Consider the following 26,882-nt stretch of genomic DNA (forward strand, 5'->3'; position numbering starts at 1 on the left):
AGTCACCAGACCCATGTCCCTCGTCATCAGCGACCTGCACGTCGACGTCCTCACCGAGGACGGCCCCAAGGAGATCCTCAAGGGCGTCAACCTGACCATCAACCCGGGTGAGGTCCACGCCATCATGGGTCCCAACGGCTCGGGCAAGTCGACCCTGGCCTACGCCCTCGCCGGCCACCCCAAGTACGAGATCACCTCGGGCTCGGTGACCCTCGACGGCACCGACCTGGCCGAGCTCAGCGTCGACGAGCGCGCCCGCGCCGGCCTGTTCCTCGCCATGCAGTACCCGGTCGAGGTGCCCGGCGTCTCGATGTCCAACTTCCTGCGCACCGCGAAGACCGCGATCGACGGCGAGGCCCCCAAGGTCCGCACGTGGGTCAAGGAGGTCAACCAGGCGATGGGGGACCTCGGGCTCGACAGCTCGTTCTCGGCCCGCTCGCTCAACGAGGGCTTCTCCGGTGGTGAGAAGAAGCGCGCCGAGATCGTCCAGCTGCAGCTGCTCAACCCGAAGTACGCGATCCTCGACGAGACCGACTCCGGCCTCGACATCGACGCGCTGCGCGTCGTCGCCGACGGCGTCAACCGCTACACCGCCCAGGGCGACCGCGGCGTGCTGCTGATCACGCACTACACGCGCATCCTGAACTACATCAAGCCCGACTTCGTGCACGTCTACGTCGACGGCCGGGTCGTCACCGAGGGTGGCCCCGAGCTCGCGGCCAAGCTCGAGGAGACCGGTTACGACGCGTACATCGCGGCGGCGCGGGCGAATGCCTGACACCGACCTCTCGGCAGCCGGCTGGCTGGGGGCGTCCGAGCCGCCCCCGGCCGCGTTCGCGCTGCCGGGGCTCGTCCGGGACGACTTCCCGGTCCTGCAGCGGCACGTGAACGGGCACCCGCTGGCCTACCTCGACTCGGCGAACACCTCCCAGAAGCCGCGGGCGGTCGTCGAGGCGATGAGCAACCACCTGCTGTTCCACAACGCCAATGTCGCCCGGGCCATGCACCAGCTGGGGGCCGAGGCGTCCGAGGCGTTCGAGGGGGGTCGGGCCAAGGTCGCCGCCTTCATCGGCGCGCGGACCGAGGAGGTCGTGTTCACCAAGAACGCCTCCGAGGCGCTGAACCTGGCCGCGCACACCCTCGGCCAGCACCTCGCGCTCGGCCCCGGTGACGAGGTCGTGGTGTCGGTGATGGAGCACCACTCCAACATCGTGCCGTGGCAGCTGCTGTGCCAGCGTACGGGCGCCACCCTGCGCTGGTTCGACATCACCGACGACGGACGCCTCGACCTCGACTCCGCGCGCGAGCAGGGCCTGGTCAACGAGCGCACCAAGGTCGTCTCGCTGACGTGGGTCAGCAACGTGCTCGGCACGGTCAACCCCGTCACCGAGCTCGCCGAGATGGCCCACGCCGTCGGCGCGGTGTTCGTCGTGGACGGGTCGCAGGCCGTGCCGCAGATGCCGGTCGACGTGACCACGCTGGGCGCCGACCTGCTCGCCTTCACCGCCCACAAGATGCTCGGCCCGACCGGGCTGGGCGTGCTGTGGGGCCGGTACGAGCTGCTCGAGCAGCTGCCGCCGTTCCTGGGTGGCGGGGAGATGATCGAGGTCGTCCGCATGGAGGGCTCGACCTTCGCCCGCCCGCCGGCCCGCTTCGAGGCCGGGACGCCGCCGATCGCCGAGGTCGTCGCCCTGGGCGCGGCCGTCGACTACCTGACCATGCTGGGCATGGACCGGGTCGCCGAGCACGAGCACCTGATCGCCACCTACGCCCTGGAGCAGCTGCAGCGCGTCGAGGGCCTGCGCATCCTGGGCCCGACCGAGGCGGTCGACCGCGGGGGAGCGATCTCGTTCACGCTGACCAGCTCCGACGGGTTCGACATCCACCCCCACGACGTCATGCAGATCCTCGACTCGCGGGGCGTGGCGGTGCGCGGTGGCCACCACTGCGCACGCCCGCTGCACCACCGCCTGGGCATCCAGGCGTCCAGCCGGGCGTCGGCCTACCTGTACACCACGCCCGACGAGGTGGACGCCCTCGTCGAGGCGCTCGACCACACCCGTGACTTCTTCGGCGGGCACAGCGGGGGAGGACGATGAGCGTCGAGTCGATGTACCAGGAGATCATCCTGGACCACTACAAGGCCAAGCACGGCTCCGGCCTGCGTGACCCCTACGAGGCCGAGGTCACCCACGTGAACCCGTCCTGCGGCGACGAGATCCTGCTGCGCGTGCACCTCGACGGCGACACCGTCGCCGACGTGAGCTACGACGCGGTGGGCTGCTCGATCTCGCAGGCGTCCACGTCGGTGATGCACGACCTCGTGGTCGGCCGCACGGTCGAGGAGGGCATGGCCACGGCCGCCGCCTTCACCGAGATGATGCACAGCCGCGGCAACCACGAACCCGACGAGGACGTCCTGGAGGACGGCATCGCGTTCCTGGGGGTCGCCCAGTTCCCCGCGCGCGTGAAGTGCGCGCTGCTCGGGTGGTCGGCGTGGAAGGACGCCGTCGCCCACGCCCTCACCAACAAGGAGGAATCATGACCGACGAACCGCGCCCGTCCGACCTGGTGCGCGACACCTTCCCCGACGCCGAGCAGCAGCCGGCGCCGGTGCTGGACCGTCCCACCATCGAGGACCTCGAGGAGGCCATGCGCGACGTGGTCGACCCCGAGCTCATGGTGAACGTGGTCGACCTCGGCCTCGTCTACGGCATCCACCTGGACGACGAGAACAACGCCACCGTCGACATGACGCTGACCTCGCCGACGTGCCCGCTCACCGACCGCATCGAGTACGACACGCAGGTCGCGCTCGGGCCGCTGGTGAACTCGGCCACCATCAACTGGGTCTGGCTGCCGCCGTGGACGCTGGACAACATCACCGACGAGGGCCGCGAGCAGCTCCGCGCGGTGGGCTACAACCTGTAGCCGCTCAGCTCTCCGGACGCCCCTGGTCCGGCTCCTCGGGAGCCGGGGCGGGGGCGTCCGTCTTGTCGGGGTCGGGGTCGGGATCTTCGTGCGCCTCCGCGGGGTGGACCGGTGATTCGTGCACCGCGGCCAGGGCCGCGGACTGGCCCTCGGGCAGGGCGGCCCGGCTCAGGTGGAGCCGGTGCGGGTCGGCCATCGTGACGTCGTTGGAGATGAACGCGTTGACCCAGCGCATCTGCGGGTCGTGGTCGATCAGGACCGCCTTGGCCAGCAGGGTCATCGGCAGGGCCAGCAGGGCGCCCAGGGCGCCGAGCACCGAGCTCCACAGCAGCAGCGACAGGAACGAGACCAGCGCGGTCACGCCCACGGCGTCGCCGTTGAACTTCGGCTGGATGATCGACTGGATGACGAAGTTGGCCACCGAGTAGATGATCACGACGAGCAGGGCGGTGAGCGGGTCGTTGGCCAGCAGCGCCATGATCGCCGGCGGGACGAGGCCGATGATGAAGCCCACGTTGGGGATGTAGTTGGTGATGAAGGACAAGATTCCCCACACCAGCGCCAGCGGGACGCCCAGGAACTCCAGGGCGATCACGTCGATGACGGCGACGATGAGTCCGAAGATCGAGGTGACGACCCAGTAGCGGCGCACGCCGACGATGAAGTCGGCGATCGAGAGCCACACCCGCGGCTGGTGGCGCTGGAGCGATGCGTTGCGCACCCCGAAGCTGTCGGAGTCGAACGCCATCATGAAGATCATCCCCACGATGATCGCGAGCAGGGAGACGATGTTCGTCACGCTGCCCAGGGCGCTGGAGAGCAGCCCCGCCAGGCTCGTCGGGTTCACCCCGCGGATCTGGTCGACCACCTGCTGCTCGGAGATGCCGGACTGGCTCAGCAGGGCCACGACCTCGTGGTACAGCGTCCAGAACTGCGACTGGTAGATCGGCAGCTCCTGCACCAGGGCGGTGATCGACCATGTCAGGGCGTAGAAGAACACGGCGAGGATCGCGAACACCGTCAGGGCCAGCACCACCTGCGCCAGCAGGCGGGGCACCTTCAGGCTCACCAGCCAGGTCTGGATCGGGTACGCGGCGATGAACAGGTTCACCGTCAGCAGGAGTGGGCCGAGGATCTCGGCGTACTGCCGCATGCCGAACAGGATCGCCACCGCGGCCGTGATCGTGAGCAGGATCACCGACACGTTCGGGAGCGGGTTCACGCGGGTGGGCTGATCCATGCGGCCCAACCTAGTCGCTGGCACCGACGGTTTTCGACATGCCCACGGGGGGTTCGTCCTACGCTCACGGTATGACCGACCACCTCACCGAGGCCGCCGTACTCGCCCCCCGGATCACCGACCTGCGGCACCGGCTGCACCGCTGGCCCGAGCTGGGCAACGACCTCCCGCGGACGCAGGCTGCCGTCCTGGCGGCGCTCGAGGGGCTCGACCTCGAGGTCACGCGCGGGGTGGCGTCCACCTCGGTCACCGCGGTCCTGCGCGGCAGGGCGGGGTCGGACGCCGCGGCCTCCGGTCGACCGGTGGTGCTGCTGCGGGGCGACATGGACGGCCTGCCGATCCACGAGGAGACCGGCCTGCCGTTCGCCTCGGAGCGGGACGGGCACATGCACGGCTGCGGCCACGACATGCACACCGCGACCCTCGTCGGGGCGGCGCACCTGCTCCACGCGCACCGCGACGAGCTGCCCGGCGACGTGGTGTTCATGTTCCAGCCGGGGGAGGAGGTCCTCACCGGGGCCCGCGCGATGCTGGCCGAGGGCGTCCTCGAGGCGGCCGGGCGGAAGGTCGACCGCGCGTTCGGGCTGCACGTGCTGAGCTCGGTCCTGCCCAGCGGTCGCTGGGCCACGCGCCCCGGAACGCTGATGGCCGGCGCCGACACGCTGTACCTCGACATCGTCGGGACCGGCGGCCACGGCTCGACCCCGTCCCTGGCCAACGACCCTGTGCCCGTCATGGCCGAGGTGATCCTCGCGGTCCAGACGATGGTGGCGAAGAAGTTCCCGGCGTCCGACCCGGTGGTCGTCAACGTGGGCGTGGCCAACGCGGGCGGGGCCGCCAACGTCATCCCCGAGCGGTGCCACCTCGAGATGTCGGTGCGCTCGTTCTCGCCCGGGGCGCGGGAGAAGGTCGAGCGGCTGCTGGTCGCCCTCGTCGAGGGCGTGTGCGCCGCGCACGGCTGCCGGGCCGAGGTCGAGTACCGCCAGGGCGTCGGCCCCACGGTCAACGACCCGGACGCCGCGGCCTTCGTCGCCCGGGTCGTGGGCGGGTTGGTGGGGGAGCGCTACGCCGACATGCCCGACCCGCTGGCCGGGTCGGAGGACTTCTCGGCGGTGCTGGAGCAGGTGCCCGGGGCGTTCGTGTTCTACTCCGGCGTGCCCGCGGGCCGCGACCTGGCCGACACCACCTACAACCACTCGGCGACCGCGTGGTTCGACGACGCCGTGATCGGAGAGGCCATGGCCGTGTACGCGGCGCTGGCCCACGAGGCGTTGCTGGAGCTCGCGACAGGCTGAGCCCGCGGCGTCCGGGCCGGCCGGGGGGAGGTAGACTCGCCCCTCGTGATTGTCGCGCGCGAGCTCTCGGTGGCCGTCGGCGCCCGCACCCTCCTGGAACCCACGAACTTCCAGATCGCGTCGGGCGACCGCATCGGCCTCGTCGGCCGCAACGGCGCCGGCAAGACCACCATGACCAAGATCCTGGCGGGCGAGGGGATGGCGTCCGGCGGCCAGGTCTCGCGGACCGGCCTCGTCGGCTACCTGCCCCAGGACCCGCGCACCGGCGACCTCTCCCAGCTGGCCCGCGACCGCATCCTGTCCGCGCGTGGGCTGGACTCGATCCTGCGCCGGCTGGCGACGTACTCGGCGGCCATCGCGGACGCCGACACCGACGACGCCCGCGACGAGGCCATGCGCCGTTACGCGCGCGCCGAGGCCGAGCTGGACTCCGCCGGCGGCTACGGTGCCGAGTCCGAGGCGGCCCGCATCTCGGCCAACCTCGGCCTGCCCGACCGCGTGCTGGGCCAGCCGATCGAGACCCTGTCGGGCGGTCAGCGCCGCCGCGTCGAGCTGGCGCGCATCCTGTTCTCGGGCGCCGACGTCCTGCTGCTGGACGAGCCGACCAACCACCTGGACGCCGACTCGATCGTCTGGCTGCGCGCATACCTCGCCAACTACCCCGGCGGCGTGCTGGTGATCAGCCACGACACCGGGCTGCTGGACGCCGTGGTGAACAAGGTCTTCCACCTCGACGCCAACCGCGCCGAGCTGGACCAGTACAACCTGGACTGGAAGAAGTACCTCGTCCAGCGCGAGGTCGACGAGAAGCGCCGCAAGCGCGAGCGCGCCAACGCCGAGAAGAAGGCCGCCCGGCTGCTGGAGCAGGCCGCCAAGCTCGGGGCGAAGGCCACCAAGGCGACCGCCGCGCAGAACATGGCCAAGCGTGCCGAGAAGATGCTCGCGGCCACCGAGGGGGAGCGGGCGGTCGACCGGGTCGCGAAGATCCGGTTCCCCGAGCCCGCGCCGTGCGGCCGGGTGCCGCTGACGGCGTCCGACCTCTCCAAGCACTACGGGTCGCTGGAGGTGTTCACCGGGGTCGACCTGGCCATCGACCGCGGCGCCAACGTGGTCGTGCTCGGGCTGAACGGCGCCGGCAAGACGACGCTGTTGCGCATCCTGGCCGGCATCGAGGCCCCCGACACCGGCGAGGTCGTGCCCGGGCACGGGTTGAAGCTGGGCTACTACGCGCAGGAGCACGAGACCATCGACGTCTCCCGATCGGTGCTGGACAACATGGTCTCGGCCTCGCCGAACCTGGACGACACCGCGGTGCGCAAGATCCTCGGCTCGTTCCTGTTCACCGGCGACGACGTCGACAAGCCCGCGCGCGTACTGTCGGGCGGGGAGAAGACCCGCCTGGCCCTGGCGATGCTGGTCGTCTCCGCCGCCAACGTGCTGCTGCTGGACGAGCCCACGAACAACCTCGACCCGGCGTCCCGCCGCGAGGTGCTGGAGGCGATCCGCACCTACGCGGGCGCGACTGTGCTGGTCACCCACGACGAGGGTGCCGTCGAGGCCCTGCAGCCCGACCGAGTGCTGATCCTCCCCGACGGCGACGAGGACCTCTGGAGCCCCGAGTACGCCGAGCTCGTCTCCCTGGCCTGACCGGGGCCGGCCCCGGGGCCGACAGCCTGCCCTCCCTGCGCCAAGAGCCTGCCTTCCGTGCTCCGACAGCCTGTGCTGACGACCCTGTCGTCTGTACCCTGACCGGGTGCCCGTGGAACTGATCGCCGCCCTGTCGGTCGTGCTCGTCGTCGTCGGCGTGTGCGGGATCGTCGTCCCGGTGCTGCCGGGGAGCATCGCGATCCTCGGTGGCCTGCTGGTGTGGGCGGTCTGGGGCGGGTCGCCCTTCGGCTGGCTCGTGTTCGGCATCGGCGCGCTGTTCGTCGTGGCCGGCATGAGTGCCCAGTACCTGATCACCGGACGCCGGCTCAAGGAACGCTCCATCCCCAACCGTTCGGTGGTCATCGGCCTCGTGTGCGGTGTCGTGGGACTTTTCGTGCTGCCCTTCCTGGGGCTGCCGATCGGCTTCACGGTCGGGCTGCTGGCGTCCGAGTACGCGCGGGTGCGCGACCTGCGTGAGGCGGCGTCGACCTCCTGGGCGGCGCTGAAGTCCGTCGGCCTCGGGATGCTCGTCGAGCTGTCGCTGGCCCTCGCCGCGGCGACCACCCTGCTCATCGGCGTTTTCACGCACCTGGTGCCCTGACCACGGGGTTGCCGGGGTTGTCGGGGAAACGTCCACGCACTGAGCGGCGAACGTCCGGATATTGGTAGTTGCCACCCAAATGTCTGGGTCACGGAGAGGTCACTGCTACCGTGCGTAGTAGGCACATTTTCGCCCATATCTCCCCAATGACGACGAGGTTCTACCTGATGAGTGACCAACTGGCGACACTTCGGGCCAAGCGGCAACAGGCGCTCGAGGGAGGTGGCGCCAAGCGCATCGAGGCCCAGCACGCCAAGGGAAAGCTCACCGCGCGCGAGCGGCTGTCGATCCTCCTCGACGAGGCCTCCTTCCAGGAGCTGGGTGCCCTCGCGACGCACCACAACTCCGACTTCGGGATGGACAAGCAGCGCTTCCCCGGCGACGGCATCATCACCGGCTTCGGCAAGATCGGCGGACGCCGCGTGGCCGTCTACGCCCAGGACTTCACCGTGCTCGGCGGCTCGTTCTCCGAGGTGCAGTCGAACAAGATCTCGCGCATCCTCGACCTGGCCATCGAGGCCGGCATCCCGGTCATCGGCCTGAACGACTCCGGCGGCGCGCGCGTGCAGGAGGGCGTCCGCTCGCTGGCCGCCTACGGCGAGGTGTTCGTCCGCAACGTCAAGGCGTCCGGCGTCGTGCCCCAGCTGTCGCTGATCCTGGGCCCCTGCGCCGGCGGCGCGGTGTACAGCCCGGCGCTGACCGACATCACGATCATGGTCGACCAGACCTCGAACATGTTCCTGACCGGCCCCGACATCATCAAGACCGTCACGGGCGAGGACGTCACCGCCGAGGAGCTCGGCGGAGCCTGGGTGCACAACGCCACCTCGGGTGTCGCGCAGGTCCTCGCCACCGACGAGGCCGACGCGCTGCGCAAGACCAAGCAGCTGCTCAGCTACCTGCCGCAGAACAACACCGAGGACCCGCCGCAGCTCGAGCCGTACGACCCGGCCGACCGCATGGACGAGACGCTGAACCACCACATCCCGGGGGATGACAACGTCCCGTACGACATGAACGCCCTGCTCGCCCAGGTCTTCGACCGCGACTCGATGTTCGGGCTGCACAGCGACTGGGCCGCCAATGCCCTGGTCGGGTTCGCCCGACTGGACGGCCACGCGGTGGGCTACATCGCCAACAACCCGCAGGTCATGTCCGGCTGCCTCGACATCAACGCCTCGGACAAGATCGCCCGGCACATCACGCTGTGCGACCAGTTCAACATCCCGCTCATCACGTTCGTGGACTGCCCCGGCTACCTCCCCGGCGTCGAGCAGGAGTACAACGGCGTCATCCGACACGGCGCGAAGATCATCTACGCGTACTGCCAGGCGACCGTCCCGAAGATCTCCCTCGTCACCCGCAAGGCGTACGGCGGCTCGTACGTGGCGCTGAGCTCCAAGCAGATGAACAACGACGTCGCGTTCGCGTGGCCGTCTGCCCAGATCGCCGTCATGGGCGCCGAGGGGGCCGCGCGGCTGCTGAACCGCCGGGCGATCGAGGCGGCGGAGGACCCGAAGGCCGAGGAGGCCCGCTTCATCGCCGAGTACAAGGAGAAGTTCTTCAACCCCTACCAGGCCGCCGACGTGGGCCAGATCGACGAGGTCATCGAGCCCCGCGAGACCCGTCCGCGCCTGATCCGTGCCCTCGAGGTGCTGCGGACCAAGGTCACGCAGACCATCCCGAAGAAGCACGGCCTCTTCCCGGTGTAAGGAGCGAACCCCGATGCCAAGTCTCCCCACGATGGATGACCTCTCCTGGGGCCTGATGATGATGGTCGTCGGCATGGGCGTGGTCTTCGCCCTGCTGCTGGCACTCATGGCCGTCCTGATGATCATCGGACGCCTCGACGGGACCGGAGCGCCCAAGCTCAAGGCCCGCCGCAGCGACCCCGAGCAGGAGCTGGTCACGATCATGCCGGGCGAGGGTGACCCGACGAAGGACGCCGTGGCCAAGCCCGCGGCGCCCGCCGTCCGGATCATCGCCGACGGCCTGGACGAGAACCAGGTCGCGGCGATCACGGTCGCCGTCATCCAGCACGCCGAGATCCGACGCCGGTCCGCCGGCCCCGAGACCCGCGCCCACGCGCCCGGCAGCCAGCTCTTCGCGAGCCGCTGGCTCGCCGTCGGCCGGGGCAACCAGACCAACCCGTTCTCCCGGAGGTAGGCCATGCGCCGCTACACGATCAGCGTCAACAACACGTCCAAGGTGGTGGACGTCGAGGCCGTCGGCGCCAACCTCTTCCGCGTCCAGATCGACGGACGCCTCGTCGACGTCACGCTCGACGACCACCGCGACCTGGCCCACTCGGCGATCACGCCCGCGGTGACCGCGCGCGCCGTGGCCGCCGCCCCGGCCGCACCCGCGGCGTCCGCGCCCCTGGCCTCGGACGCCCCAGCCCCGGCGGCCACCGCACCCACGCAGGGGGCTGCACCCACGGCGCCAGGTGGGGCGCCCCGCGCCGCAGCCGCCGCCGGTGGTGGCGGTCGCGACAAGATGACCGCGCCCATGCCCGGCGTGATCCTGACCGTCGACACGGCGGTCGGGGCGTCGGTGAAGCGGGGCGACTCGCTGATGGTGCTCGAGGCCATGAAGATGAAGAACGAGCTGAAGGCGCCCAAGGACGGTGTCGTCGCCGAGATCTACGTGGCGGCCGGCCAGCAGGTGAAGTTCGGCGAGACCCTCGTGAGGTTCGAGGCCTGAGATGAGTCCGGACACACTGCACTACTTGCTGCAGGGGATCAACAACGTCACTTGGCAGAGCCTGACGATGATCGCCATCGGCCTGCTCCTGATCTGGTTGGCGATCAAGAAGGAGTACGAGCCCCTGCTCCTGCTGCCCATCGGCTCGGGCGCGATCCTGGCGAACCTGCCCCTCTCGCCGATGGTGGGGGAGCACGGCATGCTCCAGGCGCTCTACGACATGGGCGTGGGCAACGAGATGTTCCCGCTGCTGATCTTCGTCGGCATCGGCGCCATGACCGACTTCGGGCCCCTGCTGGAGAACCCGAAGATGGTGCTGCTCGGAGCCGCCGGCCAGTTCGGCATCTTCCTGACGCTGCTGCTGGCGTTGTTCCTGGGGTTCAACCACAACCAGGCCGCCTCGATCGGCATCATCGGCGCCATCGACGGGCCGACGTCGATCTACGTGTCGAACAAGCTCGCGCCCGAGTTGGTCGCCCCCATCACGGTGGCCGCCTACTCGTACATGAGCCTCGTGCCGATCATCATGCCGCCGATCATGCGGGCGCTGACCACGGCCAAGGAACGCGCCATCGTCATGCCGTACACGTCGCGGGAGATCTCGCAGCGCACGCGCATCCTGTTCCCGATCATCGTGACGATCGTCGTCGGCACGCTGGTGCCGTTCGCGACGCCGCTGATCGGCATGCTGATGCTGGGCAACCTGATGCGCGAGTCGAAGGTCGTCGAGCGCCTCGTGGGGGCGTCCTCGAACGAGCTCGCCAACGTCGTCACGCTGTTCCTCGGTCTGGCCATCGGCTCGACGATGATCGGTGAGAAGTTCCTCAACCTGCAGACCCTGATGATCCTGGTGCTGGGCCTGATCGCGTTCGTGCTCGACACCGTCATGGGCGTCTCGTTCGGGAAGCTGATGAACGTGTTCTCGGGTGGCAAGTTCAACCCGCTGATCGGTGCCGCCGGCATCTCGGCCTTCCCGATGGCGGCGCGTGTCGTCCAGAAGGAGGCCCAGCGCGAGAACTTCGACAACTTCCTGCTGATGCACGCCATGGGCGCGAACGCGGCCGGTCAGGTCGCCTCCGTCGTCGCCGGCGGTGTGCTGCTGGCCCTGATGGGCGCCAGCTAGCTGGTTGTCCGGCCGGGGATCCTTCCACCCCGGTCGGTGGGTCCGACCGGGCCTGTGCCCGGCCGGTGGGTCCGACCCGCATCGGACCGTGGGTCGGCCCGACCCTTGTGTGGCACCACCGCGGTGCAGCAGGCGCGCCAGACGCGCCCTTCGCACCGCGGTGGTGCCACACGGCGTTCCACGGCCCGGACGCCGCGGGCTCGGCCTCACAGGCCCAGGGCGTCCTTCTCCTCCTGCGTGAACAGCCGCGACCGGGTGAGGAACCGCATGCCCTCGGGTGCCTCCAGCGAGAAGCCGGCCCCGCGTCCGGGGACGGCGTCGATGGTGAGGCGCGTGTGCTTCCACGCCTCGTACTGGGCCCGACCGATCCAGACTTCGATCGGGTCGAGCCCGGGCACCGACAGCGTGCCGAGCAGCACGTCGGCGTCCCCGGTCAGGAAGTCACCCACCGGGTAGCACATGGGCGCGCTGCCGTCGCAGCAGCCCCCCGACTGGTGGAACATCACCGGCCCGTGCCGGCCGACCACCGTACGCAGCAGGTCGGCCGCCGCCGGGGTGAGGGCGACGCGCGTGGGCCCGTCGGTGACGAGCTCCTCCACCCCGACGGCGTCGAACCGGCACTCGTCCATCAGAAAAAGCCCAGCTTGTCCTGGGAGTAGGACACGAGCAGGTTCTTCGTCTGCTGGTAGTGGGCCAGCATCATCTTGTGGTTCTCGCGCCCGATGCCGGACTGCTTGTAGCCGCCGAACGCCGCGTGCGCGGGGTAGTGGTGGTAGCAGTTGGTCCAGACGCGGCCGGCCTTGATGGCGCGGCCCATGGTGTAGGCGCGGTGCACGTGGCGCGACCACACGCCGGCACCGAGGCCGTACAGCGTGTCGTTGGCGATCTGCAGCGCCTCGGCGTCGTCGGCGAACTTCGTCACCGAGACGACCGGGCCGAAGATCTCCTCCTGGAAGATGCGCATCGTGTTGACGCCCTCGAACACGGTCGGTTCGATGTAGAAGCCGCCCGACAGCTCGCCGCCGAGGTCGACCTTGTTGCCGCCGGTGAGAACCTTGGCGCCCTCGTCCTTGCCGATCTGGATGTAGGAGAGGATCTTCTCGTACTGGTCGTTCGAGGCCTGCGCGCCCATCATCGTGTCGGTGTCGAGCGGGTGGCCGCGCTTGACCGCCTCGACGCGCTTGATGCCGTCGGCGAGGAACTCGTCGTAGATCGACGCCTGGATGAGCGCGCGGCTCGGGCAGGTGCAGACCTCGCCGTTGTTGAGGGCGAAGAACGCGAAGCCCTCGAGGGCCTTGTCGTAGAAGTTGTCCTTCTTCTCGGCGATGTCCTCGAAGAAGATGTTCGGGCTCTTGCCGCCCAGCTCGAGGGTGACCGGGATGATGTTCTGGCTCGCGTACTGCATGATCAGGCGGCCGGTGGTGGTCTCGCCGGTGAACGCGATCTTGGCGATGCGCGGGCTGGACGCCAGCGGCTTGCCCGCCTCGACGCCGAAGCCGTTGACGATGTTGACCACGCCCGGGGGCAGCAGGTCGCCGATGATCTCGAACAGCTTCAGGATCGACCACGGGGTCTGCTCGGCCGGCTTGAGCACGATGCAGTTGCCGGCGGCCAGGGCGGGGGCGAGCTTCCAGGTGGCCATCAGGATCGGGAAGTTCCACGGGATGATTTGGCCCACGACGCCCAGCGGCTCGTGGAAGTGGTAGGCGACCGTGGTGTCGTCGAGCTGGCTGAGGCCGCCCTCCTGCGCACGGATGCAGCCGGCGAAGTAGCGGAAGTGGTCGATGGCCAGCGGGATGTCGGCGTTGAGGGTCTCGCGGACGGCCTTGCCGTTGTCCCACGTCTCGATGACCGCGATGTCCTCGAGGTTGGCCTCGATCCGGTCGGCGATCTGGTTGAGGATGTTCGCGCGCTCGGCGGGGGAGGTCTTGCCCCACGCGTCGGCGGCGGCGTGGGCGGCGTCGAGGGCGGCGTCGATGTCCTCGGCGGTGCCGCGGGCCACGCGGGTGAACACCTCGCCGGTGACCGGCGTCGGGTTGTCGAAGTACTCACCCTTGATGGGGTCGCGCCACTCGTTGTTGATCCAGTGGCCGTAGGTGTCCTTGACCTCGATGTTCGAGTCGCTGGACCCGGGGTTGGCGTAACGCGTCACTGCAGGGGCTCCGTTCGTCGTTGGGCGGATAGGGCACCCTAACGATCGGCCCGCCCCAACGGGAAGGGCCTCAGCTGCGAATCTGCGCCGCCGCCGCGACGTAGTTGGCGGCCAGCGCGACCGCGCACAGGCGCAGAGCGCCGCGCCCGGGCAGGAATTGCGCGTGGTGCAGGCCGACGCCCCCCTCCGACCCGACCCCGACGAAGCTCATCAGCGACGGCACCACGTGGCCGTACTCGGAGAAGTCGTCCGATCCGCACGAGCGGAACGGCACGTGCGCCACCGGGATCGCGAGCCCACCCAGCAGGTGGTCGGCCCGGCGCGACAGGTCGGGGTCGTTGACCAGCGCCGGCCCCCCGCGGACGAACGTCGCCGTGGCGGTCGCGCCGCGGGCCAGCGCCGTGCCCTCGGCCAGACGCGCGATCGCCTCGTGGAGGGCGACCCGGTCGGCCTCGTGGAAGGTGCGGATCGACCCCGTGCACGTGGCGGTCTCGGCGATCACGTTGGCCGCGGTGCCGGCCTTGAACGTGCCCACCGACACCACGGAGGGGTGGATGGGGTTCACGATCCGCTGCGGCAGCTCGCCCAGCCCGCCGACGATCGCGGCGAGCACGGTGATCGGGTCGAGCGCGGTGTGCGGGTAGGCCCCGTGCCCGCCGCGCCCGCGCACGGTGATCTCGAAGGAGTCGAAGGCGGCGTTGACCGCGCCGGCGCCGGTGGAGACGACGCCCTTCTCGACCTGCGGCTGCACGTGGACGCCGACCATCGCGGCCACCTCCACGTCGTCGAGGAAGCCCGACGCCACGACGTCGGTCGCGCCCGGCGGGTTCTCCTCCTCGCGCGGCTGCAGCAGCGGCACCATCGCGACGGGCAGGTCGAGGTCGCGCGCGGCGGTGACGACCGCCCACAGGGCGGCCATGTGCACGTCGTGGCCGCAGGCGTGCATGATCCCGCGGCGCTGGGAGGCCCACTCGACCCCCGTGGCCTCGGTGATGGGCAGGGCGTCGAGCTCGGCGCGCAGCCCCACGGCCGGCCCGGCGGGGCCGAAGCGGGCGTACGCCCCGGTCTCGGCGACGGGCAGCCAGTCGAGCCAGTCGATCGCCTGGGTGATCGAGTCCCGGGTGTCCATCTCGTCGCCGCCCAGGTGCGGGTCGGCGTGGATGGCGCGGCGCAGCGAGGCCGCCTCGGGCAGCACGGCATCGATGCCGGCGACCAGGCGTGGCAGGAGCGAGTCGGTCACCCGAGCGAGCCTAGTGCAGGCGTGCTCCCCACCTGATGCACGGCTGCATCAGGTTCGGAGCGCGGCGACCACCCCGGGCAGGGAGCGCGCCGCGACCTCCTCGGGGGTGTGCGGGCCCGGCAGCGCGGCGGCGGCCCGGGCCTGCAGGGACGCCGCGAGCGCGGCCGCCCACAACGAGGGAACGCCGGCGGCGAGGAGGGTGCCCAGCATCCCGGCCAGCACGTCGCCCGAGCCGGCGGTGGCGGTCCACGCGGGGCCGGGCTCGGCGAGGATCGCGGTCCCGTCGGGTGCCACCGAGTACTGGGACGCCCCCTTGAGCAGCACGCACGCCCCCGTCTCCGCGGCGGCCCGGCGCGCGTGTCCGAGGGGATCGGCCTCGACGGCGGACCGCTCCACCCCCAGCAGGCGCGCCAGCTCCCCGGCGTGCGGGGTGAGCACCGAGCCGTCCGGCAGCTCGGCAGGCAGGCCGTCGAGGGCGCCGGCGTCCAGCACCATCGGCACCCAGTCGTCGACCCGGCGGGCGAGCCGGTCGGCGTCACCGCCCGGCCAGCCGGAACCGCACACCCAGGCCTGGACGCGTCCCGGTTCGGCGGGGTCGACCGGCGCCACCACGCTGGGGAACGCACGCAGCACCTCGTCGCGCGCGGGTCCGGCGTAGCGGACCATGCCCGCCCCCGCGTGCAGGGCGCCCGAGACCCCGAGCACGGCCGCACCCGGGTAGGTGGCGGTGCCGGTGTCGATCCCGACCACGCCGCGGGCGTACTTGTCGGAGGTGGGGCCGGGCCAGGGGTACCAGGCGCGCAGGTCGTCCGCGGTGACCCGCCACACGTCGACCGCCGGGGGAGCGACCCCGATGTCGACCAGCTCGACCCGGCCGCACCGGGACGCCGCGGGCTCGGCCACGTGGGCGAGCTTGCGGGCGATGAAGGTCACCGTGACGTCGGCGACGAAGCTGTCGTGCGCGACGGGGGAGTCGGCCACCAGGCCGGAGGGGATGTCGACAGCCACGACGGGCACGCCCGCCTCGTGCGCCGCGCGGGCGACCGCGGCCACGGCGTCCGGGAGGCCGGGCCTCCCGCCCAGCCCGGAGACGCCGTCGAGCACGAGGCCCACCCCCGTGCAGAGCGTGAGGGCGGCCGCGGCGTCCACGACCACCGCCCCCTCGGCGAGCGCGGAGTCCAGTCCGTCGGTGTGGGTGGAGTCCACCACGGGCCAGACCCAGAGCGGCACCCGGCGCTCGCACAGCTCACCGAGCTCGGACGCCGCGAACAGCGCGTCGCCGGCGTTGTTGCCCGGTCCCGCAACGACGAGGACGCCGAGGTGCTCGCGTCCGGCGAGCACCTCGGCGCAGGTGCGTGCGACCGCCGAGGCCGCCTCCCCCATGAGGTCCCCGCCCGGGTGGGCGGCGAACCACGCGGCCTCGGCGTCGCGGATCGACTGGGCGCTGGCGATGGGCTCCATGGAGCCCACGCTAGCCGTCCTCAGTCGAGGATCGCGGCGTTGAGCCAGCCCTCCTCGACGCCCAGGCCCTCGACGAGCTCCAGCGCCTTGCCCCGCAGGTCGAGGCACAGGGCGTCCACGGCCTCGGTGACGGCCTTGGAGCGGGCGCCGTCGAAGCGCTCGTGCTCCATGTACCAGCCGCGGTTCTCCTCGATGGTGGCCAGCGCGTACAGGTCGCAGACCTTGCCGAGGATGGAGGCGATGTACGGGTCCTGGCACTCGTGGATGCCCTCGATGAAGGCCTCGAGCACCACGCGGTCGGTGTGCGCCCTGGCGGCGGCGAGCATGTGCTGCTGGCAGGCGTTGACGGCCGCGAAGCTGTCGGACGCCTTGGCGGCGGCGCGCATGCGCTTGGCCAGGCCCTCGACGGTGTGCTTCTCGCGGTCCTCGAACATCTCGATGTGCCAGGCGCGGGAGCCGACGTCCTTGCTCTTCGAACCCGACAGGATGCGGTCGATGACCGCCTTGGCGGTGGTGCGCTCGAGGAACGTGCCGCCCAGCATGCGGGCGGTCGCCTGGGCGGTCCCGCGCATGTCCATGTCGCCCCAGGTCTTCTTGTAGTCCAGCAGCAGGGCCTTGGCGACCAGCTGCAGCAGGACGGTGTTGTCCCCCTCGAAGGTGGCGAAGACGTCGGCGTCCTGGCGGAGCATGGTCAGGCCGTTCTCGCTCAGGTAGCCGGCGCCGCCGCAGGCCTCGCGGCAGACCTGGATGGTGTCGTTGGCCCAGCGGGTGAGCAGGGCCTTCATGCCGGCGGCGCGGGTCTCGAGCTCGCGGGCGGCGGTCGGGTCGGAGCCGGCGGCCTCGGTGACGCGCTCCAGCTGCAGCGCGATCTCGTTCTGCGCGAAGCCGTAGGCGTACGCCTTGGCGATGTTCGGCAAGAGCTTGCGCTGGTGGGTCTGGTAGTCCAGCAGCAGGATCTCCTCGCCCAGGCCCGGCTGGCGGAACTGGGTGCGCTTGAGGGCGTAGCGGGTGGCGATCGAGAGGGCCTTGCGGGTGCCGGACGCCGCGCCACCACCGACGCAGATGCGGCCGCGGACCAGCGTGCCGAGCATCGTGAAGAAGCGGGCGTTGCGCGACTCGATGGTCGACTCGTAGACGCCGTCGGCGTTCACGCCGCCGAAGCGGTCGAGCAGGTGCTCGCGCGGGACGCGGACGTGGTCGAAGGTGATGGTGCCGTTGTCGACGCCGAGCAGGCCGCCCTTGTGGCCCTGGTCGCCGCAGGTGACGCCCTCGACCGCGCCGAGGTCCTCCTCACGGATGCGCACGACGATCACGTGGACGCCGTGGTTCTCGCCGTCGACGATCAACTGGCCGAAGACCGCGGCCCACTTGCCGTGGGTGGCGGCGTTGCCGATGTAGGCCTTCGTCGAGCCCGGGGTGGGGGAGTGGACCTCGAACTCGCCGTCCTCGGGGATCCACGTGATCGTGGTCTCGATCGACTGCACGTCGGAGCCGTGGCCGAGCTCGGTCATGGCGAAGCAGCCGGTGGCCTCTCCGGTGATGGTGCCGGGCAGCCAGGTCTCGTGGTGCCACTGGGTGCCGAGGTTGGTCACCGCGCCGCCCCACAGGCCGTGCTGGACGCCGGACTTGATGGTCAGGGAGAGGTCGCCCATGGCGAGCATCTCGAAGTGGGCCACCGACTCGGCGACCGTGCCGCGGCCGCCCTGGGCCTCGGGGAAACCGGCGATCGCGAAGTCGCGGGCGGCGAGCGCCAGGAGCTTGTCGAGGGCCCACTCGCGGGCGGTGGGGATGTCCCAGTCGGGGTCACGCACGAAGTCGGAGGCGGTGACCTCGTCGCGCCAGCGCTGCTTGACGTCGTGGAACGGGCCGTCGAGCGCGCGGCGCAGGGCCTCGCCGGTGGCGGTCAGGGAGCTGGTGCGGGCGGGTGCGGTGGCGGTCATGCGGACTTCCTTGTCTGTGCGGCGAACGCGGGTACGAAGAACTGGTTGACGTAGGCGACGACCTCGGCGCGCGGACGCCGCAGGTCGGTGAGGATCCACCGGTCGGCGACGGCCCAGATGTAGCCGACGGCGCCATGGCCCCAGATGTTGGCGGGATCGGGGTCGAGCCCCTCGGCCTCGAGCCACCGGCGGAAGGCCGCCGACACCTCGTCGCCGATCCGGTTGGTGATGCCCAGGACCGGGTCGGGCGAGTCACCCGGCCGGTTGGACACGAACCGGTAGATCTCGCCGTCGGCCTCGACGACGGCGAGGTAGGCGTCCGCGAGTTGGGCCACCAACCGGTCAGGGGGTAGCTCGGACGCCAGGTGGCCGGTCAGGTTGCCCAGGATGAACTCCTGCACGGACTCGACCACCGCCGCGTACAGCCCGGCGCGGTCGCCGAAGTGCCGGTAGAACACCGTCTTGGACGTCCCGGCGTCGGCCGCCAGGTCGTCCATGCCGATGCCGTGCCCCTTGCGCCGGATGGCGCGCAGGGTGGCCTCGACGAGCTCGCGCCGACGCTGGGCGTTGTGCTCCGCCCAGCGCGTGGTGCGGCCGTCCACGGAAGTTGTCATGTACCGAGGGTATCCGAAACTTCACGTACCTGCTACCCTGAGTTTCGGTCAATCCCGTTCCCACAGAGGAGAACCCATGCTCGAGCGCAACGCCGTCATCGTCGGCGGCAACCGCACTCCCTTCGTCAAGGCCGGCACCGCCTATGCCCAGGCGTCGAACCAGGACATGCTCACCGCGGCCATCGACGGTCTCGTGGCCCGCTTCGGGCTCGCCGGCACCAAGGTCGACGAGGTCGTGGCCGGTGCGGTGCTCAAGCACACGCGTGACTTCAACCTGACCCGCGAGTCGGTCCTGGGCTCCGCCCTCGACCCGCACACCCCGGCCATCGACCTGCAGCAGGCCTGCGGCACCGGCCTGGAGGCCGTCATCTACGCGGCCAACAAGATCCGCCTCGGCCAGGCCACCACGGCCATCGCCGGCGGCGTCGACTCCGCCTCCGACGCGCCGATCGTGGTGAAGGAGGGCCTGCGCCGCGCGCTGCTCAAGGCCTCCTACGCCCGCAAGCCGGTCGACCGCATCAAGGCGTTCGCCAAGGTCCGCCCCGCCGACCTCGCGCCGGTCCCGCCGGCGGTCGTCGAGCCGCGCACCGGCCTGTCGATGGGCGAGTCCCAGGCCCAGACCACCCAGAAGTGGGGCATCAGCCGCGAGGACCAGGACGCCCTGACCCTCGCCTCCCACCAGAACCTCGCCAAGGCGTGGGACTCCGGCTTCTTCGACGACCTGGTCACCCCCTTCCTGAAGGTGGCCAAGGACAAGATCCTCCGCCCCGAGACCACCGCCGCCGCCCTGGCCAAGCTCAAGCCCGTCTTCGGCGGCCCGGAGGGCACCATGACGGCCGGCAACTCCACCGCGCTCACCGACGGCGCCGCCGTCGTCCTCCTCGCCGAGGAGTCGCACGCCCGCGCGCAGAACTGGCCGGTCCTGGCCAGGGTCGTGGACGCGCAGGTCGCGGCGTCCGACTACGTCACCGGCAACGAGGACCTGCTGCTCGCCGGCGCCCGCGCCATCCCCGAGCTGCTCGAGCGCAACGGCCTCACCGCCGACGACATCGACCTGTTCGAGATCCACGAGGCGTTCGCGTCGACCGTGCTGGCCACGCTGGCCGCGCTCGAGCAGGGCGGCATCACCATCGACCGCGCGAAGCTCAACGTGAACGGCTCCTCGCTGGCCGCCGGCCACCCCTTCGCCGCGACCGGCGGGCGCATCGTCGCCACGCTGGCCAAGATGCTCGCCGAGAAGGGCCCGGGTTCGAAGGGCCTCATCTCGATCTGCGCCGCCGGCGGCATGGCCGTCACCGCCATCCTGGAGGCGGTGTGATGGCCGGCCTCCTCGAGGGAATCCTGACCAGCCCCGTCGGCCGCAAGGTCGCCGCCAAGGCCGGCCTCGCCGAGCCGCCGCGCCTGCGCCGCGGCCGGGTGCTGCCCGCCGGGCCCGTCGCGCTGGCGTCCCTGCCCGGCGGCGGCATCGCCGCCGAGGTGCTGGACGCCGTGGGCGTCAGCCCGGTCGAGCCCCTGCTCGACCTGCCGGGCAACCGCACGGACGACGAGAAGGGCCGCCCGCAGCCGCCGCGCTACGAGACCCGGCCGGGCGCGCTCGTCATCGACGCCACCGGGGTGCGCGAGATCGCGCAGCTCGAGCTGCTCCGCCAGGTGCTGCGCCCGGTGATGAAGGGCCTGGAGAAGTCCGGGCGCGTCATCATCCTCGCCACCGAGGCCGACGCGGTCGACGGGCTCGAGGCCAAGGCCGTGGCCCAGGGCATCGACGGCATCATGCGCACCGTCGGCAAGGAGCTGCGCGGCGGCTCGACCGCCAACCTGGTGCTGCTCGCCGAGGGCGTTCAGGCGTCCGACCTCGTCTCGACGATGTCGTTCCTGCTCGAGGGCCGCTCGGCCTTCGTCTCGGGCCAGGTCTGGCGGGTCGCCCCGGCCAAGACCCCGGTCGAGGGCGCGGCGTCCGACAAGCCCTTCGCCGACCGGGTCGTCGTCGTCACCGGCGCCGCCCGCGGCATCGGCGCGGCCATCGCGCGCACCTTCCACCGCGACGGCGCCAAGCTCGTGGTGGTCGACATCCCGGCCGCGGGCGAGAGCCTCGCCCAGGTGGCGAACGAGCTCAAGGGCTCGGCCCTGCAGCTCGACATCACCGCCCCCGACGCCGGCGCCCGCATCGCCGACCACGTGGCCCGCGTGCACGGCCCCGAGGCCCGCATCTGGGCCATGGTCCACAACGCCGGCATCACCCGCGACAAGATGCTGGCCAACCTGGACGAGAAGGTCTGGGCGTCCGTGCTCGACGTCAACCTCGCCGCCGAGATGCGGATCAACGAGGTCCTCCTCGACCACGACCGCCCCGGCGCGCTCGCCGAGGACGGCCGCATCGTCGGCATCGCGTCGACCTCCGGCTGGGCCGGGAACAAGGGCCAGACCAACTACGCGGCGTCCAAGGCCGGCGTGATGGGCCTGGTCTGGGCGATGCGCGACGAGCTCGCCGACAGCCGCGTCACCACCAACGGCGTGGCTCCCGGCTTCATCGAGACCGAGATGACCGGCAAGATCCCCTACGTGCAGCGCGAGGTGTTCCGCCGGACCAACTCACTGTCGCAGGGCGGCCAGCCGGTCGACGTCGCCGAGACCATCGCCTACCTGTGCGACCCCGCCTCCAGCGGCGTCGACGGGCAGGTCATCCGGGTCTGCGGCCAGAACCTGATCGGGCGGTGAACCATGGCTGACCTCGTCTTCTCCGAGCTCCCCGCCATCGCCCCACTGCTCGTCAAGGGCGTGGCCGGCGGGATCGGCGCCAAGGGTGGCCGCCCGCTGCCCGAGCGGTCCGCGATCGTGGCCTCGCACAAGCAGGACCTGGCCCGCCTCGCCGCCTACAACCGGGTGTGCGGGTTCACCCTGCGCGACCAGGTGCCGGCGACGTGGCTGCACGTGCTGACGTTCCCGCTCCAGACCGCGCTGCTCGCGGCGAAGGACTTCCCCTACGCCCTGGCCGGCTTGGTCCACGCCTCCAACAGCATGACGCTGCACCGCCCCGTCGGGGTGGGGGAGGAACTGGCGCTGATCGTGCGCACCGGCAACGCCCGGGCCCACCGCAAGGGCGCCCTGTTCGACGTCATCGGCGAGGTGCGCGGCAAGGGCGGCCAGGTCGCCTGGAGCGGCACCAGCACCTACCTGGCGCTCGGGGCCAAGGCCCCGGCCGGGGAGCAGCCGGCCGAGCCCGCGGCGTCCGTGGTCGAGCTGCCGGCACCGAGCCAGCAGTGGCGCCTGCCCGGCGACCTGGGCCGGCAGTACGCCGAGGTGTCGGGCGACGTGAACCCGATCCACCTCAACGCGCTGACCGCGCGGCTGTTCGGCTTCAAGCGGCCGATCGTGCACGGCATGTGGACGCACGCGCGCTCCCTCGCCGCGCTCGGCCCGCGCCTGCCCGAGGCGTACGCGGTGGACGTGCGGTTCACCAAGCCGATCCTGCTGCCGAACAAGGTGGGCTTCGCCACCGACGGGTCGGCCTTCGCCGTCACCAACCGCGACGGCAAGCCCTACCTGACCGGGGCGATCACCGCCGCCTGACCGGTCCCTCCCCGATCAGGCCACGGCCTGGTCGGGGAGGGCCGCCGGCTCGCCCCGTCGCGGACGATTGGCGAGGTAGACGCCGCCCAGGATCGCGGCCCCGCCCAGCAACTGGGCCCACCCCAGCCGCTCGCCGAGCACGGCGGCGCCGAGCGCGAGGGTGACCAGCGTCGAGATGCCGATGAACGTCGAGAAGCGGGTGGCGCCCAGGTTCCGGATCGCCACGTTCTGCAGGAAGAACGCCCCGATGGTCGGCCCGAGTGCCAGCGCCGCGACCGACAGTCCGAACGAGGGCTCCGCCAGCGGCAGCGTGGCCAGCCTGCCCAGCGTCCCGCCGGCGGCGTGCTGGGCCGCGGCGATGGTCCCGAACACGACGGCGCCGGAGGCGACCATCACGAACGTCCGGTCGACGTCGCGGGTGTGGGCGAACCGGTGCGCGAGGGCGGCGTACAGCGAGAACGCGAGGACGGCGACGAACAGCAGGGCGTAACCCCACGCGTCGAACCGGGCCGAGAGGCCGCCGGCGACGACCGTGACGAGGACGCCGACCAGGGTGACCGCGATGCCCGCGGCCTGCCGCCGCGAGGGCCTGGTCCCCAGGAGCACCGCCGCCGTCGCCAGCATCGCCACGGGGATCGCCGAGATGATCAGCGCGCTCTCCGACGCCGTCGTGCGCATGACGCCGTACGTCTCGGCCGTGTAGTAGACCAGCGGCTGCAGCAGCGCGAGCACCAGCAGGGGCTTCACCACGGCGCGGTCGAGGGAGAGCCGGACGACGCGCAGCGCGACCAGCACGCCCAGGACGGCCAGGGCCGTCGCGAACCGCCAGGCCAGCAGCGTGAACGGGTCGATCGTGGCGGTCACGCCCTTGGTGAAGACGAACGAGCCGCCGTACAGCGCCTCGGTGCCGAGCGCCGCCAGCACCCCCGTGCGCGTCGACCTGTCCATGGCCGGTCAATGTAGTTCCGCGCCAGATGTGGGTGGGCCGTCGCCGACAGGCGGACGCCGACCCCACGGCCTAGGCTGTCCGCCGTGACGCGACACCGCATCTTCGGCATCCCGTTCGCCGACATCTACCCGCACTACGTCACCAAGGCGCAGAAGAAGGGGTACACCGTCGCGGACCTGCACACGGTGCTGGAGTGGCTGACCGGCTACGACGAGGCCGGCATCGCCGAGGCGGTCGCCGACCAGCGCGACCTGGAGACGTTCTTCGCGCAGGCGCCGAAGCTGAACCCGAACGCGGGCCTGATCGCCGGCGTCATCTGCGGGTACCGCGTCGAGGAGATCGAGGACCCGCTGATGCAGCGGATCCGCTGGATGGACAAGCTCGTCGACGAGCTCGCCAAGGGCAAGAAGATGGCCTCGATCCTGCGGTCCTGATCAGTCGGCCGGGGAGTAGGTCAACAGGTCGCCGGGCTGGCAGTCGAGCTCGCGACAGATCGCGGCCAGCGTCGAGAACCGGACGCCGCGGGCGCGGCCGTTCTTCAGGTTGGACAGGTTGGCGGGCGTGATCCCCACCCGCTCGGAGAGCTCGGTGAGCGTCATCTTGCGCGTGGCCAGTACCACGTCGAGGGACACCTCGATCATCAGACGAACGCCTCCACCTCGTCGGCGAGGGCCGACGCACGGGCGACCTGCCCCTTGGCGGCCACCAGCGCCAGGGCTGCGGTCAGGCAGATCAGCCCCAGGCCGAGCAGCGCCAGGAACACGCTCGGGTGGTTCTGCCCCACGACGAACGTCAGCACCCCGTTCAGGCCCAGGAACACCACCGCCATCGCGCCGAACCCGCCGATCGCCACCGCGAGCGGGCCTTGGGTGGCCCGGCTCAGCAGCTGCCCGGACGCCGCGAGCCCGACCAGGCGGGCGGCCACACCGAGCACCACGAGGGCCGCGGCACAGGCCGCCCAGAAGGAGAGCAGGAAGGGCCAGGCCAGGTAGGCGTACTCGGGGTAGGACTCGGCGGCCTGGAACGCGGCCAGCGGGAGCATCAGTCCGGCCACGACCAGGACGCCGAGCGCCAGGGAGACGATGAGGGCCCAGAGGGCGATGCGCAGGGGGCGGGACATGGGTGCACCTTTCGTTCGGTGAACACATCGTAAAACGATATGAATCGATCGCGCAACAATATGCAGCAGCGCGATACGCTGCGGCCCATGCCTCGCATCATCCACACCGGCCAGGCGCTGGTGGACGCCACCGCGATGATCCCCGCCCTGCCGCGCCGGGGGCAGAACGTGATGGCCGTCGACTGGAACCAGCACGCCGGGGGAGCGGTGAACATCCTCGCCGCCGCGGCCCGCTCGGGCGCCGACTGCGTGCACGCCGGGGCGATCGGGACAGGGCCCAACGGCGACATCATCCGCGCCGCGCTGGACGCCGAGGGCGTTGTCTGGTCCGCCCCCGCCGTCCCGGACGCCGACACCGCGCTCTGCGTCGTCCTCGTCGAACCCAGCGCCGAACGGACGTTCGTCACCACACTGGGCGCCGAGCGCCGCATCACCGTCGACAGCCTCGCGGCCAGCGGGCCCGCCGCCGGCGACCTCGTCTGCGTTACCGGCTACTCGCTGGCGGTCGAGTCGACCCGGGCCCCGTTGCTGGCCTGGCTCGACACCCTCCCCGACGGCGTCGAGGTCGTCCTCGACCCCGGTGCGTCGTTCGCCGCCCTGCCGCCCGAGCACCGCGCGATGATGCTGCGGCACACCACCGTGTGGACCTCCAACCAGGAGGAGGCGGACGACCTGCTCGCCGCCCACGGCATCCCGAGCGCCGACCACCCGGGCACGGACATGGCCGACGCCGCGGACGCCCTCGCCGGGCTACTGCCCGGCATCGTCATCGTCGTCCGCGACGGACCCCACGGGTGCGCCGTCGCCGTCGACGGCGTGACCACTGACGTGCCCGGCTTCCCGCAGGAGCCGGTCGACACCAACGGGGCCGGCGACGCGCACACGGGCGTCCTGCTGGCCGAGCGCGCGCGGGGCACCGACTGGGTCGAATCCTGCCGGCGGGCCAACGTGGCCGGCGCCATCGCCGTCACCCGCCGTGGCCCGGCGGCCGCACCCACGGCGTCCGAGATCGACGCCTTTCTGGCGGGGCTACCGGCCGGGGGCGGTGGCGACCAGGGGCGCTGAGCGCGGGGCGGCGTCGAGGCCGCTGCACGCCAGGGCCGCGCCCCGGTCGGCCAGCATCTGCTGCGCCGTCTCCGGGTCGGCGGCCGGGATGCCGGACGCCGTGATCGACAAGGGCTGCCACGCGTCCCGGACGACCACGGGGCCGGGCGATGGCTCGCCCTGGGCGAGCGCCTTTCTCTTGGCCGCGACCTGCCCCTTGTCGACCTCGACGGTCAGCACGCCGGTGGAACGCCCGGGGAAGGTCGTGTTGCGGAACCACACGAAGTTGCCCAGCCCATAGCCGACGTAGGTGTCGCCCAGCCAGCCGCTGCCCATCACGCGGTGGCTGTGGCCGCCCACGACCACGTCGGCCCCGGCGTCCGCCAGCTGCCTCGCTGCGGCGACCTGCTTGGCGGAGGGGCACGTGTGCTTCTCCACGCCCCAGTGCGGCACGACCACCACGACGTCGTGGGTGGCGGCCGCCTCGCGCACGGCGGCCAGCAGCCGCTCGGGGTCCTCCATGCTCGCCACGCCGGCCTTGTCCTCACCGGCGCGGAAGTAGACCGTCGTGTGGTCGCGCAGCTGGGTGGCCGCCAGCACGGCGATCGACACGCCGTCGACCGTGTGGACGGACGGCGCGAAGGCCTCGGCCGCGTTCGCCCCGATGCCGACCATGGCGACGGGGGAGCCGGCCCGGGCCGCGAGCGTCTGCTCCAGGCCCTTGGCGCCGAAGTCGACGCCGTGGTTGTTGGCCAGGGAGACCACGTCCACGCCGGCGTTGGAGAGCGTGGTGAGGCCCGAGGGCGGGGTCGCGAAGGTGAACTGCTTGCCGGCCATCCGCCTCCCGCCCCCGTCGGTCACGGCCGACTCGAGGTTGACGATGGTCAGATCGGCCGCGCCCAGGTGGGGCGACAGGGACGCCAGCCCCTGCGGGTCGGCGGCCACCGGGGCGAGCTGCTTCTCGAAGTGGACGTCGCCGGCGAAGGCGATCGTGACCGGGTCGTCGCCGACCAGTGGCTGGCCGGGGACGGGGCCCGGGTCGGGGAGGGCGGGGACGATCGCACCCGGCGCGGAGCCGGCGCTGCCCGGTCCGATGGTGGCCACGGCGTTGACGGCGAGCACGAGGACTCCGGCGGTGCCCGCTGCGGCGAGGGCACGAAGGAAGAGGACGGGAGCCATGGGGAAGACCTCCTTCGCGGCAGGCTACCCGGACCCACCCCCGGAGGCGCCACGGCACGCCGGGTGCTCCTGCGCG

At 71.4% G+C, this 26,882-nt stretch carries 27 protein-coding genes; 16 read left to right on the forward strand and 11 right to left on the reverse strand.

Annotated features, from left to right (window positions below; translation table 11 throughout):
* The first annotated feature begins 13 nt into the window (after positions 1 to 13).
* Genes sufC through J4N02_RS05955 form a run of 4 tightly spaced genes read left to right on the forward strand, consistent with a single transcriptional unit; the run spans position 14 to position 2,931 of the window.
* On the forward strand, positions 14 to 778 hold the full coding sequence (gene sufC / locus J4N02_RS05940) for a Fe-S cluster assembly ATPase SufC (RefSeq protein ID WP_182817541.1): 765 nt from the start codon (positions 14 to 16) through the stop codon (positions 776 to 778).
* Complete coding sequence (locus tag J4N02_RS05945) at positions 771 to 2,099, forward strand: cysteine desulfurase (RefSeq protein WP_188333272.1); 1,329 nt, start codon at positions 771 to 773, stop codon at positions 2,097 to 2,099. The genes sufC and J4N02_RS05945 overlap by 8 nt, the downstream gene beginning before the upstream one ends.
* Complete coding sequence (gene sufU / locus J4N02_RS05950; protein WP_182817539.1) at positions 2,096 to 2,545, forward strand: Fe-S cluster assembly sulfur transfer protein SufU; 450 nt, start codon at positions 2,096 to 2,098, stop codon at positions 2,543 to 2,545. The genes J4N02_RS05945 and sufU overlap by 4 nt, the downstream gene beginning before the upstream one ends.
* Complete coding sequence (locus J4N02_RS05955; RefSeq protein ID WP_182817538.1) at positions 2,542 to 2,931, forward strand: metal-sulfur cluster assembly factor; 390 nt, start codon at positions 2,542 to 2,544, stop codon at positions 2,929 to 2,931. Before sufU ends, J4N02_RS05955 begins: the two co-directional genes overlap by 4 nt.
* Before the next feature lie 4 nt (positions 2,932 to 2,935).
* Here J4N02_RS05955 and J4N02_RS05960 read toward each other — a convergent pair whose 3' ends face one another.
* Positions 2,936 to 4,171: an AI-2E family transporter gene (locus tag J4N02_RS05960; RefSeq protein ID WP_188333271.1), complete on the reverse strand. Its 1,236-nt coding sequence runs from the start codon at positions 4,169 to 4,171 to the stop codon at positions 2,936 to 2,938.
* 71 nt (positions 4,172 to 4,242) lie between these two features.
* Between J4N02_RS05960 and J4N02_RS05965 the strand changes: the two genes are divergently transcribed.
* The 7 genes from J4N02_RS05965 to J4N02_RS05995 all read left to right on the forward strand — a co-directional run bounded on the left by J4N02_RS05965 (position 4,243) and on the right by J4N02_RS05995 (position 11,540).
* Positions 4,243 to 5,466, forward strand: a complete 1,224-nt coding sequence (locus tag J4N02_RS05965; RefSeq protein ID WP_188333270.1) for a M20 family metallopeptidase — start codon at positions 4,243 to 4,245, stop codon at positions 5,464 to 5,466.
* A gap of 45 nt (positions 5,467 to 5,511) precedes the next feature.
* Positions 5,512 to 7,113: an ABC-F family ATP-binding cassette domain-containing protein gene (locus tag J4N02_RS05970; RefSeq protein ID WP_182817524.1), complete on the forward strand. Its 1,602-nt coding sequence runs from the start codon at positions 5,512 to 5,514 to the stop codon at positions 7,111 to 7,113.
* Positions 7,114 to 7,219: 106 nt separating this feature from the next.
* The gene (locus J4N02_RS05975; protein WP_188333269.1) at positions 7,220 to 7,714 is read left to right on the forward strand and encodes a DUF456 domain-containing protein; all 495 of its coding nucleotides are present in this window, start codon (positions 7,220 to 7,222) and stop codon (positions 7,712 to 7,714) included.
* Positions 7,715 to 7,860: 146 nt separating this feature from the next.
* Entirely contained in the window at positions 7,861 to 9,426 is a 1,566-nt protein-coding gene (locus J4N02_RS05980) for an acyl-CoA carboxylase subunit beta (protein ID WP_208091144.1), read from the forward strand.
* Positions 9,427 to 9,457: 31 nt separating this feature from the next.
* Entirely contained in the window at positions 9,458 to 9,880 is a 423-nt protein-coding gene (locus J4N02_RS05985; protein ID WP_188333267.1) for an OadG family transporter subunit, read from the forward strand.
* A 3-nt stretch (positions 9,881 to 9,883) separates the two neighbouring features.
* Entirely contained in the window at positions 9,884 to 10,417 is a 534-nt protein-coding gene (locus J4N02_RS05990; protein WP_188333266.1) for an acetyl-CoA carboxylase biotin carboxyl carrier protein subunit, read from the forward strand.
* Position 10,418: 1 nt separating this feature from the next.
* Positions 10,419 to 11,540, forward strand: a complete 1,122-nt coding sequence (locus J4N02_RS05995) for a sodium ion-translocating decarboxylase subunit beta (RefSeq protein ID WP_188333265.1) — start codon at positions 10,419 to 10,421, stop codon at positions 11,538 to 11,540.
* Positions 11,541 to 11,746: 206 nt separating this feature from the next.
* Here the strand turns inward: J4N02_RS05995 and J4N02_RS06000 are convergent, their stop codons facing one another.
* The 6 genes from J4N02_RS06000 to J4N02_RS06025 all read right to left on the reverse strand — a co-directional run bounded on the left by J4N02_RS06000 (position 11,747) and on the right by J4N02_RS06025 (position 18,947).
* Complete coding sequence (locus J4N02_RS06000; RefSeq protein WP_188333264.1) at positions 11,747 to 12,169, reverse strand: DUF779 domain-containing protein; 423 nt, start codon at positions 12,167 to 12,169, stop codon at positions 11,747 to 11,749.
* Positions 12,169 to 13,692 (reverse strand): aldehyde dehydrogenase family protein, encoded by a 1,524-nt coding sequence (locus tag J4N02_RS06005; RefSeq protein WP_188333263.1) that lies wholly within the window; start codon positions 13,690 to 13,692, stop codon positions 12,169 to 12,171. Before J4N02_RS06005 ends, J4N02_RS06000 begins: the two co-directional genes overlap by 1 nt.
* Before the next feature lie 70 nt (positions 13,693 to 13,762).
* Positions 13,763 to 14,932, reverse strand: coding sequence for a M20 family metallopeptidase (locus tag J4N02_RS06010; protein ID WP_182817512.1), 1,170 nt, complete (start codon positions 14,930 to 14,932; stop codon positions 13,763 to 13,765).
* Positions 14,933 to 14,980: 48 nt separating this feature from the next.
* Positions 14,981 to 16,393 carry a bifunctional ADP-dependent NAD(P)H-hydrate dehydratase/NAD(P)H-hydrate epimerase gene (locus J4N02_RS06015; RefSeq protein WP_188333262.1) on the reverse strand — a complete coding sequence of 471 codons (1,413 nt, stop codon included), beginning with the start codon at positions 16,391 to 16,393 and terminating at the stop codon, positions 14,981 to 14,983.
* 20 nt (positions 16,394 to 16,413) lie between these two features.
* Entirely contained in the window at positions 16,414 to 18,333 is a 1,920-nt protein-coding gene (locus J4N02_RS06020; protein WP_188333261.1) for an acyl-CoA dehydrogenase, read from the reverse strand.
* Positions 18,330 to 18,947, reverse strand: coding sequence for a TetR/AcrR family transcriptional regulator (locus J4N02_RS06025; protein ID WP_182817508.1), 618 nt, complete (start codon positions 18,945 to 18,947; stop codon positions 18,330 to 18,332). Before J4N02_RS06025 ends, J4N02_RS06020 begins: the two co-directional genes overlap by 4 nt.
* Positions 18,948 to 19,023: 76 nt before the next feature.
* Here J4N02_RS06025 and J4N02_RS06030 point away from each other — a divergent pair, with 76 nt between their 5' ends.
* The 3 genes from J4N02_RS06030 to J4N02_RS06040 are packed head-to-tail and all read left to right on the forward strand — an operon-like array spanning position 19,024 to position 22,514.
* On the forward strand, positions 19,024 to 20,265 hold the full coding sequence (locus J4N02_RS06030) for an acetyl-CoA C-acetyltransferase (protein WP_188333260.1): 1,242 nt from the start codon (positions 19,024 to 19,026) through the stop codon (positions 20,263 to 20,265).
* Entirely contained in the window at positions 20,265 to 21,662 is a 1,398-nt protein-coding gene (locus tag J4N02_RS06035; RefSeq protein WP_188333259.1) for a 3-oxoacyl-ACP reductase, read from the forward strand. The genes J4N02_RS06030 and J4N02_RS06035 overlap by 1 nt, the downstream gene beginning before the upstream one ends.
* A gap of 3 nt (positions 21,663 to 21,665) precedes the next feature.
* Positions 21,666 to 22,514 (forward strand): MaoC/PaaZ C-terminal domain-containing protein, encoded by an 849-nt coding sequence (locus J4N02_RS06040; RefSeq protein WP_182817504.1) that lies wholly within the window; start codon positions 21,666 to 21,668, stop codon positions 22,512 to 22,514.
* A gap of 15 nt (positions 22,515 to 22,529) precedes the next feature.
* On the opposite strand, the gene J4N02_RS06045 is transcribed toward J4N02_RS06040, so the two are convergent.
* A complete protein-coding gene (locus J4N02_RS06045; RefSeq protein ID WP_182817502.1) occupies positions 22,530 to 23,462 on the reverse strand; it encodes a DMT family transporter in 933 nt (310 codons plus the stop codon).
* An 84-nt stretch (positions 23,463 to 23,546) separates the two neighbouring features.
* Here J4N02_RS06045 and J4N02_RS06050 point away from each other — a divergent pair, with 84 nt between their 5' ends.
* Positions 23,547 to 23,897, forward strand: a complete 351-nt coding sequence (locus tag J4N02_RS06050) for a DUF2200 domain-containing protein (protein WP_188333258.1) — start codon at positions 23,547 to 23,549, stop codon at positions 23,895 to 23,897.
* Here J4N02_RS06050 and J4N02_RS06055 read toward each other — a convergent pair whose 3' ends face one another.
* The gene (locus J4N02_RS06055; protein ID WP_182815022.1) at positions 23,898 to 24,104 is read right to left on the reverse strand and encodes a helix-turn-helix transcriptional regulator; all 207 of its coding nucleotides are present in this window, start codon (positions 24,102 to 24,104) and stop codon (positions 23,898 to 23,900) included.
* Positions 24,104 to 24,583, reverse strand: a complete 480-nt coding sequence (locus J4N02_RS06060; protein WP_182815021.1) for a DUF2975 domain-containing protein — start codon at positions 24,581 to 24,583, stop codon at positions 24,104 to 24,106. The genes J4N02_RS06055 and J4N02_RS06060 overlap by 1 nt, the downstream gene beginning before the upstream one ends.
* Positions 24,584 to 24,670: 87 nt before the next feature.
* Between J4N02_RS06060 and J4N02_RS06065 the strand changes: the two genes are divergently transcribed.
* Positions 24,671 to 25,648, forward strand: coding sequence for a PfkB family carbohydrate kinase (locus J4N02_RS06065; protein ID WP_188333257.1), 978 nt, complete (start codon positions 24,671 to 24,673; stop codon positions 25,646 to 25,648).
* Here the strand turns inward: J4N02_RS06065 and J4N02_RS06070 are convergent.
* Positions 25,613 to 26,806, reverse strand: coding sequence for a CapA family protein (locus J4N02_RS06070; RefSeq protein ID WP_188333256.1), 1,194 nt, complete (start codon positions 26,804 to 26,806; stop codon positions 25,613 to 25,615). The two genes, J4N02_RS06065 and J4N02_RS06070, sit on opposite strands and share 36 nt — an antisense overlap.
* Between the last annotated feature and the right edge of the window lie 76 nt (positions 26,807 to 26,882).

The sequence above is a fragment of the Propioniciclava sp. MC1595 genome (assembly GCF_017569205.1).
Taxonomy (GTDB): domain Bacteria; phylum Actinomycetota; class Actinomycetes; order Propionibacteriales; family Propionibacteriaceae; genus Propioniciclava.